At 45.3% G+C, this 15,372-nt stretch carries 13 protein-coding genes; 6 read left to right on the top strand and 7 right to left on the bottom strand.

Annotation, left to right across the window (positions count from 1 at the left end; translation table 11 throughout):
* Positions 1-8: 8 nt before the first annotated feature.
* From BEL05_RS08780 to BEL05_RS08755, 6 genes are all read right to left on the bottom strand, one after another.
* Positions 9-674, bottom strand: a complete 666-nt coding sequence (locus BEL05_RS08780; RefSeq protein WP_069670928.1) for a helix-turn-helix transcriptional regulator — start codon at positions 672-674, stop codon at positions 9-11.
* Between the two features lie 282 nt (positions 675-956).
* Positions 957-1,754 (bottom strand): CsgG/HfaB family protein, encoded by a 798-nt coding sequence (locus BEL05_RS08775; protein WP_069670927.1) that lies wholly within the window; start codon positions 1,752-1,754, stop codon positions 957-959.
* A gap of 3 nt (positions 1,755-1,757) precedes the next feature.
* Positions 1,758-2,144 carry a curli assembly protein CsgF gene (locus BEL05_RS08770; RefSeq protein WP_069670926.1) on the bottom strand — a complete coding sequence of 129 codons (387 nt, stop codon included), beginning with the start codon at positions 2,142-2,144 and terminating at the stop codon, positions 1,758-1,760.
* A gap of 10 nt (positions 2,145-2,154) precedes the next feature.
* Positions 2,155-2,553, bottom strand: a complete 399-nt coding sequence (locus BEL05_RS08765) for a curli production assembly/transport protein CsgE (protein WP_069670925.1) — start codon at positions 2,551-2,553, stop codon at positions 2,155-2,157.
* A 290-nt stretch (positions 2,554-2,843) separates the two neighbouring features.
* On the bottom strand, positions 2,844-3,530 hold the full coding sequence (locus BEL05_RS08760; RefSeq protein ID WP_028763836.1) for a single-stranded DNA-binding protein: 687 nt from the start codon (positions 3,528-3,530) through the stop codon (positions 2,844-2,846).
* Between the two features lie 78 nt (positions 3,531-3,608).
* Entirely contained in the window at positions 3,609-4,976 is a 1,368-nt protein-coding gene (locus BEL05_RS08755; RefSeq protein WP_069670924.1) for an MFS transporter, read from the bottom strand.
* A 341-nt stretch (positions 4,977-5,317) separates the two neighbouring features.
* Here BEL05_RS08755 and uvrA point away from each other — a divergent pair, with 341 nt between their 5' ends.
* From uvrA to BEL05_RS08735, 4 genes are all read left to right on the top strand, one after another.
* Positions 5,318-8,146 carry an excinuclease ABC subunit UvrA gene (gene uvrA, locus BEL05_RS08750; RefSeq protein ID WP_069670923.1) on the top strand — a complete coding sequence of 943 codons (2,829 nt, stop codon included), beginning with the start codon at positions 5,318-5,320 and terminating at the stop codon, positions 8,144-8,146.
* A gap of 101 nt (positions 8,147-8,247) precedes the next feature.
* On the top strand, positions 8,248-9,246 hold the full coding sequence (locus tag BEL05_RS08745; RefSeq protein WP_069670922.1) for a M20/M25/M40 family metallo-hydrolase: 999 nt from the start codon (positions 8,248-8,250) through the stop codon (positions 9,244-9,246).
* Positions 9,247-9,496: 250 nt separating this feature from the next.
* Positions 9,497-11,320, top strand: coding sequence for a DEAD/DEAH box helicase (locus tag BEL05_RS08740; RefSeq protein ID WP_028763840.1), 1,824 nt, complete (start codon positions 9,497-9,499; stop codon positions 11,318-11,320).
* A 282-nt stretch (positions 11,321-11,602) separates the two neighbouring features.
* Positions 11,603-12,556, top strand: coding sequence for an alpha/beta fold hydrolase (locus tag BEL05_RS08735; protein WP_037428457.1), 954 nt, complete (start codon positions 11,603-11,605; stop codon positions 12,554-12,556).
* A gap of 9 nt (positions 12,557-12,565) precedes the next feature.
* Here BEL05_RS08735 and BEL05_RS08730 read toward each other — a convergent pair whose 3' ends face one another.
* On the bottom strand, positions 12,566-13,687 hold the full coding sequence (locus tag BEL05_RS08730) for an NAD(P)/FAD-dependent oxidoreductase (protein ID WP_069670921.1): 1,122 nt from the start codon (positions 13,685-13,687) through the stop codon (positions 12,566-12,568).
* Positions 13,688-13,958: 271 nt separating this feature from the next.
* On the opposite strand from BEL05_RS08730, the gene BEL05_RS08725 reads away from it, so the two are divergent.
* Together BEL05_RS08725 and BEL05_RS08720 are read left to right on the top strand one after the other, a co-directional pair.
* Positions 13,959-14,768, top strand: coding sequence for a tetratricopeptide repeat protein (locus BEL05_RS08725; protein ID WP_069670920.1), 810 nt, complete (start codon positions 13,959-13,961; stop codon positions 14,766-14,768).
* 92 nt (positions 14,769-14,860) lie between these two features.
* Positions 14,861-15,372, top strand: a 512-nt coding sequence (locus BEL05_RS08720; RefSeq protein ID WP_139151855.1) for a tetratricopeptide repeat protein, incomplete at its 3' end; no start/stop codon positions are given.

The raw sequence follows: 15,372 nt of genomic DNA, 5'->3' as shown, positions 1-15,372 counted from the left end.
TCACTCACTTATGAACTCAGCTCAAACTGGCTTTGATAAGTCTGTGCCCACCTCAACAGCTCCACTCGATTGCGTGATTGTGTCTTCCTGAAAATTGATGAGATATGGGCTTTCACAGTGTGCTCACTAATACATAGTTGATGAGCAATTTCTTTATTCCTTGCACCACTTGACACCAATTGAATGATTACACGCTCTCGTCCAGTTAGCATCTGCAACATAGCAACGGTATCTTGATCAACCTCATTTTGATTGTCTAATCGTTTCACTAAATAATTAAAAGCATCACTTAACAGTGCCCGCTCATACCACAGCTCATTAGCCACCATCTTACGTAACCCAGTCAGAAGTAAATCCATCCCCTGATCAGCATACAAAAGACCTTTGACCCCTAACAACAGCGCAGCTTTTGGCTCTAAAGTATTTCGTTCTACCTGATACAGCGCAACGGGCGCCTGTGCAAGTAACCTTGAGGCGACGACTGGGATTCCTTTGCTATCCAATGCGGCTCCTTTTTGTGCAATCAAAAACATGCGATTGCACTCTTTTGTCATAAGCAGGTCAGATGGTTTTTTAACCACAACCGTTTTTAGCCCTATCGAATCGGCCAATATAGCCAAATGACAAGGGGCAGCGACTTGATGAATAAACACCAATTCATCGATATGACTCATTGAATTCTCTCCCTGAATTTAAATGCCCTTACCTAGGCTAAGTATCATTTCATTCACTGTTACGTGAGCGCGTGCTTAATAAAATATTATAAATTCCGCGAAAACAGATTTAACATTAGTACAACAAGTCAGGTGTAAATATCTATAACAACCGAAATTATCAGACTAAAGTTCTGCAAAATAAGGGGGAATAAGGCAATAATTCAATATTATATAAAATATAAAAGGAGGCAAGGCTAGAAAAGTCAATTAGCTAGCCTTAAAAATATAGATAACCTCAATTTAGGATGAAACTGATGCAGCTAGCTTTTTATCAGACGTTATCGGGTTCCAATATCCCATTCTGATACCTTTATCAACAAGTTCAGACACAGCTAACTCTATCGCTTGTAACACACAAAACTGAACCGGTTCATTTGTTGTAAAACCCACTTCCGCTTCAGCAAGTCGATTTAGGCTGGTGAAACGAATCAATCCTGCTCGCATCTCCTGAGAAAATACGCGCTTGGTGGTGGACACTGACATCATGACCTTACCCGTATGCACATCTACCGCTCTCAAATAGATCGTCACTTGATCTTCACGATACATCTCAGAGGCTCCGATGCCATAATACTCAACACCCGCGCCACCAGTGCTGATGTTAGTTTCATAGCTAATGATCCCTCCCTCTAACAATAACCTTGCATTAGTCAGTTGCGGAACCTCATCATTCTTTGCTGTATTCGGTTGTTTTTTAGTTATTTTTCGCTCTGTCAGTAAGTTTTGCAACCCTTCCCTTTCTACGGGGGTAAACCATTTAGAATCCAACAAGGTTTGCACTAACATAGATGTCGCACCTTGGGTAACGGCCGTAGAAAAAGAGCTAACATTTTGCTGAGGCTTATATTGTCCTGTTTGGTCTCTAAACGAATAGACAGCTACAGGTATTGGATACTTAGGACCAGGCTTTGCCATCAGTGACTGCATTGTGTCGCTAATTGGATTAAGTTGAGCCGCGCTAATATTCAGCTCTGGTTTGGGGAGCAAACTGCAAGCAGACAAAAACAAGAGTAATGCCAAAGGGATTATCTTTTTCATCACTTACCCTCCGTATGTCGGCATTTCAATAACAGTCACTTCACCAGTCAATAGGTTGGTAATTGTTAACATTACACCACCACCTATCGAGGCTACTTCGATTCTAAAATCCCCAGTATCATAAGTACCGTCAGAAATTTCACCACTAGCCACACCACGAGTAATAGTGTTCATGATATTACGTTCCAGCGACTCCTTAAAACGGGTAACAAAGTCTTTTTCGTTGTCGCCTGCCGTATGATTATTTTGTGCGTTAGCTTTATTAAGCAAATAAGATCCATTCAAAGGCGAACCGCCAAAACTCGGGTTAATCGGTGTATAAACCAACTCAGTCGCCTGAGTAGAACTCGCCAAAAGCCATGCCGCAATAAGTAACATCCTGTTTTTCATTTTTACTTTCCTAATATCCATCTGTTCCGTCAGCTAGCTCGCCAGTAATCGCATTTGCTCGAACCTGAGCGAGATGATCAATCGTGAGCAAAATAGCCTGCTCAGCCCTCTCCTTTATTGGGCTGGCTCTTCGTCCAAAATGTGTTTTATAAATAGTTACACCATTGACATCTATAGTCAGTAAGGTCCCCGCTTGGGGGAAAACGGTTTCATATAAGGTCACATTAAAACCTTGGGTAAAAGGCAGATCACGCCAGTAGCTAGAATAGTAAAAGCCAAAATCTTTACCGAATCGAGTTAACGTCCTATCAATCACTAACCCACTGATATCGATATCTTTATCTTCAGCACTCAATGGCGGTACAAAAAAGTAACTAACGATAAGTAAAGCCACACCCTTCCACCACATAAAATTGCACCACTTATAATCAATGACTTGTTAATACCGTTTATAGCCGAAAAATAGGTGATAACAGACAAGTCCTTAGCCACATATTTCAGTGAAACTAAGCTATCAGCAATTGCACCTATTTGGCAGTTAAGAACCTAAGTGAATCTTGGCGCGAAGTAAGTATAGAAAAAAGGAGTAATACTTTTGGGTAGGTCAAAGTTGTTTATAACAATCTGTTTGGAATTGTATTCGCAAAACAAAAAGGCCTGCTGTTAAGCAGGCCTTTCGTGATCTCAATAAACCGTCTGCTAGAACGGGATATCATCATCCCAACCATCATCCAAATCTGGAGTGAAATTTTGTTGTGGCTGAGGAGCAGGACGCTGTTGCGGTGCTTGCTGCGGTGCAGCTTGCGGCTTAGGCGCATAAGCGGGAGCTGCTTGCTGTTGTGGTGCGTAACCCCCTTGCTGAGGTGCTGTTTGCTGCGGAGCTCCGTAACCTTGCTGTGTTGCAGCAGGTTGTGGCGCCGTAGGTTGAGCTGCTGGCTGCTGTCTGGCAGCTGGGGCACTTTGCTGCTGTGGTGTATATTGGTTTTGCTGCGGGGCATAACCACCAGCACTTTGACCCGTACCACCTTGTTGCTGTCCACCTTGACCACGGCTATCTAGCATCTGCATTTCACTAGCGTTAATCTCAGTCTTGTAGCGATCTTGACCAGTTTGCTGATCTTGCCACTTACTGGTTTGCAGTTTGCCTTCAAGATAAACTTTTGAGCCTTTCTTTAAGTACTCACCAGCCACTTCGGCAAGGCGACGATACATTACAATGTTGTGCCACTCTGTACGCTCTTGCATTTGACCTTGTTGGTCTTTCCAAGACTCACTGGTCGCCACTGTAAAGTTGGCTACGGCATTGCCATTTGGCATGTAGCGTACTTCAGGGTCTTTCCCTAAGTTACCGACCAAAATTACCTTATTGACACCACGACTGGCCATTGAAATCTCCTGCGATATTCTTACAAATCTAAATACAAATTCTGTCTTAGGCGAGCACTAAACTCAAGGCCCAAACAGTTAATTGACAGAGCCTAACACAGCTCGCGCTTCTCTCAAATCGAAATGCTCATCTACTTTTAAATAAGCCACCTTCTCTTCAAGTACCACAATGGCCTCCGCCACCCCTGTTAACTTAGAGAGTGCTGTAGCCATGGCGCGCGCCTGCTCTCTCCCTTCAACCGCAGCCTCTAAAGTGTAGCTCTTTAACAGCACTGGATTTTTCATACCAAGCGTTAACAGTAACCAGACAAACATCAAACCTAAAGCCACTGCAAACACACCCACAGCACCTAATAATTGGTACGCTCCACCACCGAGCAAACCACCACAAAAAGCCCCTAAAAATTGACTCGTAGAATAAACGCCCATCGCAGAGCCTTTGTCACCTACCGGGCAAAACTTAGCAATAAGACTGGGTAGCGATGCCTCAAGGTAATTAAAGCCAGTAAAAAACAGCACCACAGCAATGCTCAGCATGATTAAGTTATCGGCATACACTGCCATCGTGGCGAGTGCAGCCATCATAATCAGCAGCGCCACTTGGAATGTGGCCTTGGTATTTTTCTTTTTCACGCCGATGATTATCAATGGCACCATTAAGAAAAACGCCCCCATAAATGCGGGGAAATAGAGCATCCAATGTTTCTCTTTAACCAGTCCGGCATCGACTAAATCCAGTGGCAGCGCAACAAACACTGCCGTGAGGACTAAGTGAAGAATAAAGATACCGGCGTCGAGACGAAACAGTTGTGGATCGCGAATCATCGCTTTCAACTTGGCTGGCGCGGCAACAGTATCGCCTTTAGGCGCCTGAGAAATCGGGGTGGGTACCAGTAATTGCACAATCAACATGCCCAGTAACGCCAGCCCTGCAGTCATGGCAAATAAGCCAGACAAACCAAGATGCTGCGCGACAATAGGACCCACAAGCAACGACAAGGCAAAGGAGAAACCGATACACATACCAATGATTGCCATCACTTTAGTACGCTGCTCATCACGGGTTAAATCAGCGGCTAATGCCAATACGGCTGCAGCAATGGCTCCCATGCCCTGCAGCGCACGTCCAGCCACCACGCCATAAATAGAGTCGGCCGTTGCGGCCACAATGCTACCAAAGGCAAACATCAGCAGACCCAAAAGGATAATAGGCTTGCGACCATACTTATCAGACAAAATCCCCATCGGAATCTGTAATACGGCTTGCGTCAGTCCATATGCACCAATCGCAATCCCCACCCATAATGGCGAGAATCCCTCTAAGTGTTGCCCATAAAGCGCAAACACGGGCATGATCATAAACAAGCCCATCATGCGCAAACCGAATACACTGGCTAACGAAAACGCGACTTTTTTCTCAGTCTTAGACAGTCCATTATTGGCCATTTTTCGCCCTGATCATAATTCATAAATAAGTCGCGCATGTTATCACGAAGATTCGATTCAGCTCAAAAAGAAAAAGCTAAAGATGCGATAACAATGCGAGATTAGCGATATCTTCCAGTGAGTAGCCAGATGTCAGTAGTCAACACGTTACGCGTCGCTTTTCTATGACCTACTTCAATTTTTATGCGATAATCAGTCTCTTTTTTCATTGGTGGCTGTTGAGCTTTACTGTTTCATTCTGCACCGATTTGGTGGCTTGTTAAACAAATCAAAAAGTGCAATAACGTTAGACAGTAGATAAGCCTGCGACATAAACAGACCCTAGACTATCAGAGAGACAGATGGACAAGATTGAAGTTCGTGGGGCGCGCACCCACAACCTAAAAAACATCAACCTGACAATCCCAAGAGACAAGCTGATTGTTATCACTGGTCTGTCAGGTTCAGGCAAATCCTCACTCGCGTTCGATACCCTGTATGCAGAGGGTCAGCGCCGTTATGTTGAATCTCTCTCGGCCTATGCGCGTCAGTTTTTGAGCTTAATGGAAAAGCCTGATGTGGATCACATTGAGGGTCTAAGCCCGGCTATTTCAATTGAGCAAAAGTCTACCTCACATAATCCCCGCTCAACCGTGGGTACGATTACAGAAATTTACGACTACTTGAGGCTGTTGTTTGCCCGTGTCGGTGAACCCCGATGCCCGACCCACAATCTGCCGCTGGCTGCGCAAACGATTAGCCAGATGGTCGACAAAGTGCTGGAGATGCCAGAAGGCAGCCGATTAATGCTGTTAGCACCAGTGATCAACGACCGTAAAGGTGAGCATGTCAAACTGCTAGACAGCCTCTCGGCTCAAGGCTTTATTCGCGCTCGTATCGATGGCGAGGTTTGCGACCTATCAGATCCGCCAACCCTTGAGCTGCATGTAAAACACACCATCGAAGTTGTGGTCGACCGTTTTAAAGTCCGTGACGATATTCAGCAGCGCTTGGCAGAATCTTTCGAAACCGCGTTAGAACTCTCCGGCGGTATTGCCACCGTTGCATCGATGGATGGAGACACCGAGGAACTGCTGTTTTCAGCTAACTTTGCCTGCCCTCATTGTGGGTATTCGATGGCAGAGCTTGAGCCGCGCATCTTCTCTTTTAACAATCCAGCAGGTGCTTGTCCCACCTGTGATGGTCTAGGCGTACAGCAATTTTTTGATGCCGACAGGGTGATCACCAACACTGAGTTGTCGTTAGCTGGCGGTGCAATACGCGGTTGGGACCGACGTAACTTTTACTACTTCCAGATGCTCAGCTCATTGGCAGAACATTATAAATTTGATGTGGAAGCCCCCTACGAACAACTTAGTGATAAAGTGCGTAAAATTGTACTTCACGGCTCAGGCAAGGAGAGCATCGCCTTTAAGTACATCAACGATCGCGGCGATGTCGTGGTGCGTAACCATCCCTTTGAAGGGATATTGAACAATATGGACAGACGCTATCGGGAAACAGAATCTAACTCTGTGCGCGAAGAGCTAGCCAAATATATTAATACCCAATCGTGCAATAGTTGTGGCGGCTCACGCCTGCGGGAAGAAGCGCGCAATGTCTTTATCGACGATCTCACGTTGCCAATGCTCACCGAATGGTCAATTGGCGAAGCGATGACCCACTTTGAGCAGCTGTCCCTAACAGGACAACGTGCACAGATCGCTGAAAAGATCTTAAAAGAGGTGCGCGATCGTCTTGGTTTCTTAGTCAATGTAGGTCTTAACTATTTGAGCCTTTCTCGCTCTGCCGATACCTTATCAGGCGGTGAAGCACAGCGTATTCGCTTGGCAAGTCAGATTGGTGCTGGGCTTGTGGGGGTGATGTATGTCCTTGACGAACCCTCTATTGGTCTGCATCAACGAGATAACGAGCGATTACTGCAAACGCTTATCCACCTGCGGGATCTCGGTAATACAGTCATCGTGGTTGAACATGATGAAGATGCGATCCGTATGGCTGATCACATTATCGATATCGGCCCTGGGGCTGGTGTGCATGGTGGCGAGGTGATCTGCGATGGTACGCTTAACGACATCATCAGCTGTAAAGACTCGATAACGGGTCAATACATTTCCGGCACCAAGCAGATCCATATTAGCGAAACTCGGGCCGAGTTCGATCCTAAACAGGTCATTGAACTCTATGGCGCCACGGGCAATAACCTAAAAAATGTCGATTTGACCATTCCAGTCGGTCTATTTACGTGCGTTACCGGTGTGTCTGGTTCAGGTAAGTCAACGTTAATCAACGACACCTTTTACAAGATAGCCCACCGCTTACTTAACGGTGCAACGGTCGATGAACCCGCGCCTTATAAACGGATAGAGGGAATGGAACACTGCGATAAGGTGGTCGATATCGATCAAAGCCCTATTGGCCGCACACCACGCTCAAACCCAGCGACTTATACGGGTATCTTTACCCCAATCCGCGAGTTGTTCGCCGCGACTCAAGAGTCGAGAACCCGAGGCTATAAGCCAGGAAGATTCTCTTTCAACGTCAAAGGCGGGCGCTGTGAGGCATGCCAGGGCGATGGCTTAATCAAAGTAGAGATGCATTTCCTACCCGATGTGTATGTGCCTTGCGATAGCTGTAAAAGTAAGCGCTATAACCGCGAAACATTAGAGGTGCGCTACAAAGGCAAAAACATCCATGAAGTGCTAGATATGACTGTGGAGGAGGCGCGCGAATTTTTCGACGCCGTGCCTGCCATTGCGCGTAAACTGCAAACCCTGATGGAAGTCGGCCTTTCCTATATCGGCCTAGGCCAGAGTGCCACCACGCTTTCAGGCGGTGAAGCACAGCGGGTCAAATTAGCCAAAGAGCTGTCTAAACGCGATACAGGCAAGACACTGTATATCTTAGATGAGCCAACAACCGGCTTACACTTTGCCGATATTCAACTCTTGCTTGATGTGCTCCATCGCTTAAAGGCTCATGGCAACACTATCGTGGTCATTGAGCACAACTTAGATGTGATCAAAACTGCCGACTGGATTGTTGACCTTGGGCCTGAAGGTGGCTCAGGTGGCGGCACCATCTTGGTTACGGGCACACCAGAACACGTTGCAGAACATCCCGACTCGCATACGGCACGCTTCTTAAAACCATTATTAACAGACACCTAAACTCAATAAGCCCGCCCTTTTACGTAAGGTGCGGGCTTTTTCTCGCTTTATCGCACAACTCACGCTAGGTTATCCATTAAGTCCCCTTAACCATTATCGCCATGACATTGACCCGTTTTCACTCATTGGTATGTCGAATAAGACTTCCTATCCACGTCTTTACAGTGGCACTGCTCATACTGCTTAATGGCTGCACTAGCAACGGACCAAGCTGCAAGCGCCTATTTGAACTCACTTGGAGTCAGCACTCACCACTACAGCAAGATGTAACACTCTTAAGTTCAGCAAAATTTGAAGGCAGAAAAACCGGTACCCAAGGGGCCGAATTGACACGGCAATTTCTAATCTCGCGCATGCAATCTATCGGCCTACAACCATGGAACAATACCTATCAGCACCCATTTGAATATGATTATCAATTTGATACACGCCAAGGGGTAAATATTATTGGCGTACTCAACGCAACACAAACCACACAGGATTGGCGAGTAGTTGTGGCTCACTATGACCATTTAGGTAAAAAGGGGTCGCGGCTCTACCCTGGTGCCGATGACAATGCCTCAGGGATTGCTGCGATGCTCGCCATGGCCGCCCACGCGAGTACACAACCGCGCCCCGTCAATATCCTATTTGTCGCCACAGATGCCGAAGAGCCCGGCCTGTTTGGTGGCAAAGCATTGGTGGACCAATTAAAACTTGAACAAAGTAACCCTAATAGTACGCAAATAGAGTTAACGGTTAACCTTGATATGGTGGGTCACCCAGGCAGACCATATTCTATCTATGTAGAGGGGCGCAGAAACTTTACTCAGTTTGACGCCATACAACAACGGCTCGAACAAACAGTTGGCCTATGTGTGCGGGCCAATCATCCACCAGAAGCTGGACGCACGACTCAAAGAGTTGACTGGCTAAGAGCATCAGATCACTATCCCTTCCATCAAGCTCAAATCCCCTGGCTCTATTTTGGCGTCCCTCCCCATGCCGACTATCACCAACCAACTGATAGTGCAAATAAGTTAGATTACAATTTTCTAGCGGCTGTCGCTGAATCCGCTTATGAACTGCTAATAATTGATAGTTATCTTCTAAAGAAATAACTTAATTGACTAGATTCTCTGTGTTTTTTGAAATACTTAACACTATGTTTAATAATGATTTTAACTCATAAACAGAAGCCTTTAATGCCAAATACTAGTTATTGGTATGGTAAAATATATAACATCTTGCTATAATAATCGGCTTACTGATTCGTTTTCGGTGCGGGAAGTCGACACGGGGTTGATTTTCTGTCTTATAAAATCTTTAGGTGCAGTCTCTGCACTTTGTTACACCACAAGGCTACAACCCATGTCATCCAGTGAAAAAACTTTCCGCGAACTCGGCCTTGCCGAGCCTTTGTTGCGTGCTCTTGACGAGCTTGGTTATGAAAAACCAACGCCAATTCAATCTGCTAGTATCGACCCTCTTATGGCCGGTAAAGACATTTTGGGTCAAGCGCAAACAGGTACCGGTAAAACCGGTGCTTTTGCACTACCACTTTTAAATGCTATCGACCCTACCTCAAATACGCCACAAATCTTGGTATTGGCTCCGACTCGTGAACTTGCTGTTCAGGTTGCAGAAGCATTTGGTAGCTACTCTAAATTCATGAAAGGAATGCATGTACTGCCAATTTACGGCGGCCAGAGCATGCATCAACAACTTAACGCGTTGCGTCGTGGACCACAGATCATTGTTGGTACACCTGGCCGAGTTATGGACCACATGCGTCGTGGCACTCTTAAATTAGAGTCGCTAAAAGCAATGGTACTTGATGAAGCTGATGAGATGCTAAAAATGGGCTTCATCGATGATATCGAATGGATCCTTGAACACACGCCTAAGCAACGCCAACTCGCATTATTCTCAGCCACTATGCCTGAGCAAATTAAGCGTGTTGCTAACAAATATTTGTCTGAGCCTGTACACGTTAAAATCGCTGCAACGACTACCACAGTTGAAACCATTGAACAGCGTTTTGTACAAGTATCGCAACACAACAAACTTGAAGCACTTGTACGTGTGCTAGAAGTTGAGAAGACCGAAGGTATTATCATCTTCGTTCGTACTCGTAACAGTTGTGTTGAGCTAGCTGAAAAATTAGAAGCTCGCGGTTACGCTTCATCACCATTGCATGGTGATATGAATCAACAAGCTCGTGAACGTGCGGTTGATCAACTTAAGCGTGGCAAGCTAGATATTATCATTGCAACAGACGTTGCCGCTCGTGGTCTTGACGTTGAGCGTATTGGACACGTAGTTAACTACGATATTCCATACGATACAGAAGCTTACGTTCACCGTATTGGTCGTACTGGTCGTGCTGGCCGTACTGGTATGGCGATACTCTTCGTGACACATAGAGAGATGCGTATGCTACGCACTATCGAACGTGCAACCAATAGCCGCATCTCACCAATGGACGTACCAAGCCCAGAGACTGTGACTGAACGTCGTCTTTCTCGCTTAGGTGAGCAAATTGGCGAAGTGATTGCTAAAGACTCTTTAGACTTCATGAAAGGTGCAGTTGCACAACTATGCCAAGAATTAGAAGTCGATACCGACGTGCTTGCAGCGGCCTTATTGCAGCAAGTTCAGAAAGATCGTCCGCTACAATTACCTGCGATTAACGAACGTCAACGCGATAGCCGCGATGACCGTAGCAGCCGTGAACGTGGTGATCGTGCTCCGCGCGAACGTAACCGTCGTGATTCTCGCCCGACACCTACTAACCTAGGTAAGGCCGATACACTTAAAGATCATCCAGACGTTAAGATGTGTCGTTATGTCATCGATGTGGGTCGTGATCACGGTGTTGGTGTAGGTAACATTGTTGGTGCCGTCGCAAACGAAGCGAATATTGACAGCCGTTATATCGGTCAAATTCAATTATTTGATTCAATGACTGCGATTGATCTTCCTGATGGAATGCCAAAAGATGTGCTTCAGCACCTTAAGAAAGTACGTGTATGTGGCAAGCCGTTAAACATCCGTGAAGCCGGTACAGAATTACCAGCAAGCAGTGGTGACGATAGCCGTCCACCACGTCGTCGCAAGCCATCTGGCGATCGTCGTCCAGCGGGTGACAGAAAGCCACACCGTAAAGGTGGCGCGCCAAAAGATAATGGCTAATTAGCCTATCGATTTTAAAAGGGAGCCTTTAGGCTCCCTTTTTGTTTCCAGCCCCCAGATCACACATAACCTACAACTCCCTTCAACGACCACAACACCCATAAAACTGCAAACAAACAAAATAGATACAGTCACTTAAACAATGAAGGTTTAATCTGTGCTGGCTCACATAATGCCATTTTTATAGGTTACCTTTTCACGTTACTGAATAAACTCAGCCGCGAGCCAGATAAGTGTAGGTGTTGTAATAACACATACCAGCTTTCACCGTGGAGTCGCTCTGTGTTGCAATTGAATCAAGAAGTTTGCATGAAAGTGGATGATATCTTCGTTCAGTACTACCTCTTCAATATGTCTAGTCCTGTGATGATCACTTTCCCACCTGGATGCCAGTATTTAACTCAGGAAAACATCGATGCGGGTAAAAGTGCATGGAGCTTTGATTTTTTCACCAAACAACAGATCAATGTCATCGCCTGTAACCACATTGGTGCTGATAACTATTTCGACTCCCCCCTGTTTGCTGAATTCATTAATACGCTTGCAATACATCTAGCACAGTTCCCTAAACGTTTAGGCTACGGTATCAGCCGTGGCGGTTATGCAGCATCTTTGTATGCCGACACACTAGGCCTTGATGGCGCACTCCTGTTAATGCCTCTTAGCACTTATAATCCAACGTTGGCGCCATGGGATATTAAAGTCATTTCGGCAAATAAGCAGCATCCTGCGACTACAGAGCGAAAAGATGCAGCAAACTGCTCAACACCGCTGACCATTATTTACGATCCGCTATCACCCGCCGATAGAAAACACGCAGAGCGTTATGGGGAATCAGTTGAGAGAATTAGGTTACCCGGTGTTGGCCATAGAATATCAAGAACGCTGCAAGCATTAGGTATACTCAAATCAATCGTACTCATGTATCAACACGGCGAGATAGATAAGCACTATTTCTATACAGAGGTACGAAGAAGGCGACAGACAAGCTTTTACTTTAAAGGGCTATCGGTCAACCCAACAAAAAAACTCACGCTGAAGCGCTTAGGCATTATCTATTACCATCAACTTCGCTTCAAGCTCATGCATATTGAGCAACAGCCACAAAAAATAGCGTGTCGATGGCGAGATAGTTTACGCAAGCGCTGCCCAACAATAGTAATCAGCTACAAGTGGCTTTCTCCGTTATCAAATAATCACCTAATGCTGGCTAGTGGCGCGTTTGTATTTTGCTAAGTGTGATGTTCACTCAAGCAATTCATTCGCAACATACTCAGCAATAGCCAAGCTTGCTGTCAATCCTGGTGACTCAATGCCAAATAAGTTCACTAAGCCTGGAATATGGTGCGTCCCAGGTAATTGAATATTAAAGTCTGCAAATCCACTACTTGGCCCCTGTAATTTAGGCCGAATACCCGCATAGGCTGGCTGTAACCGTTCCAATTCAACCTTAGGGAAATAGTTGATTATCGCTTGATAGAACGTCTCTCTTAAGGCTTCTGGAACCGTATAATCGGCACTATGATGCTGGGAAATATAAAGCGTATCTGGTCCAAACTTTAATTGCCCAGCCATATCAAGCGTTGCATGCACACCAAGGCCTGTGGTGTTAAGCTCAGGCATAGGATAAACCAGATGCGAAAAGGGATGACGACCCCTGTATGAGAAGTAGTGTCCTTTGCACCAATGCAATTGCGGAATATCTTTACGGTTGAGCCCCTCTATTCGCTGTGCGATATCCACACAGTGAAGTCCAGCGCTGTTAATAAGGTAACGTGTTTTAAGGCGCATGGTTTCACCACTATTTTCTAGTCGTAAAATAAAGCCATCATGCACTCTCTCGGCTCCAACAAACTCCGTGAGCCCAACAAAGTTACCGCCTTGGCGTTCAGTTTTTGCCATCAGGCTTAACATATAGTTATGGCTATCAATAATACCTGTAGAGGCAGAATAGAGAGCTTCACTCGCACGAATATGAGGAGCAAGCGCAGCAGCTTGAACCTTAGTCAGCAATGCTAAGTTGGTAACACCGTTATCCTTGGCCTGCCTAGCAAGTTTATGCAATGCCAACGTCTGCGCTGCCCCATTAGCGATAATCAGTTTTCCCGCTCGACGACAGGGTACCTGCCACTCTCGACAGTGTTGGTACAAAAGGTGCTGACCCTGAACACATAACTTGGCTTTTAAGCTATCGCTAGGATAATAGAGTCCAGCATGGATCACTTCACTATTGCGACTGCTTATTTCACCGCCAATATTTGTGTGGCGATCAACGACCAGTAAATTGGGGTAGCACTGACTTAACTTAGCTGCGATAGCTAAACCTATAACCCCAGCCCCAACTACAACAACGTCAACTTGTTCCATCGAATATAAAATCCAGTTAAGTAATTTACAACAGATGCCATAGGGCAGATTTCGATATTAATACGTAAAACTGCGAGTAGTCAGTTCTCCTATTGTGTCGCTTTTATGACCATTGGCACCAAAGCTATAGTGAGCATTCAGAGTGCAAATTAACCTAATATTAACCATTCATAACAAAAACTTAACAACAGAGAATAGCACTAAAGTGCTATGGAGTTAATTAAATGTAACTGTTAGTAATAGATATTAACATTATCCAAGGATTCGGTTTATGAAGGGCACCATCGCACGACTGTTATTATTCATTACGCTCATGCTTAACTCTCAGGTAAGTTACAGTATCAATTTAGAAGCTTGCGATACCCTTTTGTGTAAAGAGTACTTTGAGGCCTACACGATATTGACCAAGCGCGGACATTCAGATGCAATGGCAACCTTAGGCGAACTTTATTACGTCGGTTATGGTACTGAAAAAGATCTGGATAAGGCATTTAAGTGGTTTCGACGTGCAGCAAAATTCGGTAATACTACCGCCCAGTATAAAGCTGGAGTCATGTATCTACAGCAATCTGACTATCAAGATATCGACAAAGGCCTTAGTCTGCTTGAAAAAAGTACTAAAGTATCCTTTTCGCCAAGTGCATTCCTATTAGGCAAACTTTACTTACAGAGTCATTTGATCAAACAAGATCTCGAACTCGCCGATAAGTGGCTATCAAATGCCTACCAACTTAATAATATTGAGGCAATGAAGTTTGCTAAAGCCCTACGCCTAAACCCGCAATCACATAATTTAGCCCTACCAACACTGTTTGCACTGGTCGATGACGAAGCGCCAGTCTCTAAGGAATACGCCAGCCCTGTCGGTGAAATGGAGGTGATCATTGTTACTGCACCCGATTACACCGCCTATTTCGATGATGAAATTGCACGATTAAATCGTACTCGTCCAGATACTGAGTCAGGCACTGGCTCAAATATCGCTGGCAGAACCTGTTCTGATCTCTGGGCCTGCTCTAGTGAAGGAGATGGCGAACGAATAAGAGATTTCATGCTCTCTGGCTGGGGCGGCGCAATTTAAATCCTAGATAAACAACCCACATCAACTAGTTGTACGCAGGGCCTTAACCAAGGCTCTGCGGGTTGAATTTACTCAATAAAAAAGGATCAACCATGATACGGAAAATCAAACAACTCACGCTATTTACAGCACTGTTACTTGCACTGCCATCCAGCTATGCAACAGGCTTAGAAGCTTGTAATACGGCTGAATGTAAAGACTATTTTGACGCCTATAAAATCTTAACCAAACGTGGTCACTCTGATGCGATGGCAACCTTAGGTGAGCTATATTATTCCGGCTACGGCACAGAGAAAGATATCAAGCAAGCATTGAAATGGTTTCGACGTGCAGCAAAATTTGGTAATACCACAGCTCAATACAAAGCGGGAGTAATGTACCTGCAAAACACCGATTATCAAGATATCGATAAAGGGATCACCCTGCTGAAAAAGAGTACTAAAGTCGATTTTTCCCCAAGTGCGTTAGTCTTAGGCAAAGTCTACCTAGACGGACATTTGGTAGAACAAGATCAGCAAGAAGCTGATAACTGGTTAGCCAAAGCGTACGAGCTAAATAACAGCGAAGCTAAAGCACTAGCTAAACAGCTTAAAGAAGCAGAGTA

The sequence above is a fragment of the Shewanella colwelliana genome (genome assembly GCF_001735525.1).
Taxonomy (GTDB): domain Bacteria; phylum Pseudomonadota; class Gammaproteobacteria; order Enterobacterales; family Shewanellaceae; genus Shewanella; species Shewanella colwelliana.
Note: the sequence above shows the minus strand (reverse complement) of the source record. Positions and strands in the feature narration are given on the sequence as shown.

Excerpts from the sequence above, each read along its gene's own strand:
- uvrA (WP_069670923.1), top strand. The coding sequence starts at position 5,318 with ATGGACAAGATTGAAGTTCGTGGGGCGCGCACCCACAACCTAAAAAAC.
- BEL05_RS08740 (WP_028763840.1), top strand. The coding sequence starts at position 9,497 with ATGTCATCCAGTGAAAAAACTTTCCGCGAACTCGGCCTTGCCGAGCCT.
- BEL05_RS08775 (WP_069670927.1), bottom strand. The coding sequence starts at position 1,754 with ATGAAAAAGATAATCCCTTTGGCATTACTCTTGTTTTTGTCTGCTTGC.
- BEL05_RS08760 (WP_028763836.1), bottom strand. The coding sequence starts at position 3,530 with ATGGCCAGTCGTGGTGTCAATAAGGTAATTTTGGTCGGTAACTTAGGG.
- BEL05_RS08725 (WP_069670920.1), top strand. The coding sequence starts at position 13,959 with ATGAAGGGCACCATCGCACGACTGTTATTATTCATTACGCTCATGCTT.
- BEL05_RS08745 (WP_069670922.1), top strand. The coding sequence starts at position 8,248 with ATGACATTGACCCGTTTTCACTCATTGGTATGTCGAATAAGACTTCCT.
- BEL05_RS08765 (WP_069670925.1), bottom strand. The coding sequence starts at position 2,553 with ATGTGGTGGAAGGGTGTGGCTTTACTTATCGTTAGTTACTTTTTTGTA.
- BEL05_RS08770 (WP_069670926.1), bottom strand. The coding sequence starts at position 2,144 with ATGAAAAACAGGATGTTACTTATTGCGGCATGGCTTTTGGCGAGTTCT.
- BEL05_RS08780 (WP_069670928.1), bottom strand. The coding sequence starts at position 674 with ATGAGTCATATCGATGAATTGGTGTTTATTCATCAAGTCGCTGCCCCT.
- BEL05_RS08730 (WP_069670921.1), bottom strand. The coding sequence starts at position 13,687 with ATGGAACAAGTTGACGTTGTTGTAGTTGGGGCTGGGGTTATAGGTTTA.
- BEL05_RS08755 (WP_069670924.1), bottom strand. The coding sequence starts at position 4,976 with ATGGCCAATAATGGACTGTCTAAGACTGAGAAAAAAGTCGCGTTTTCG.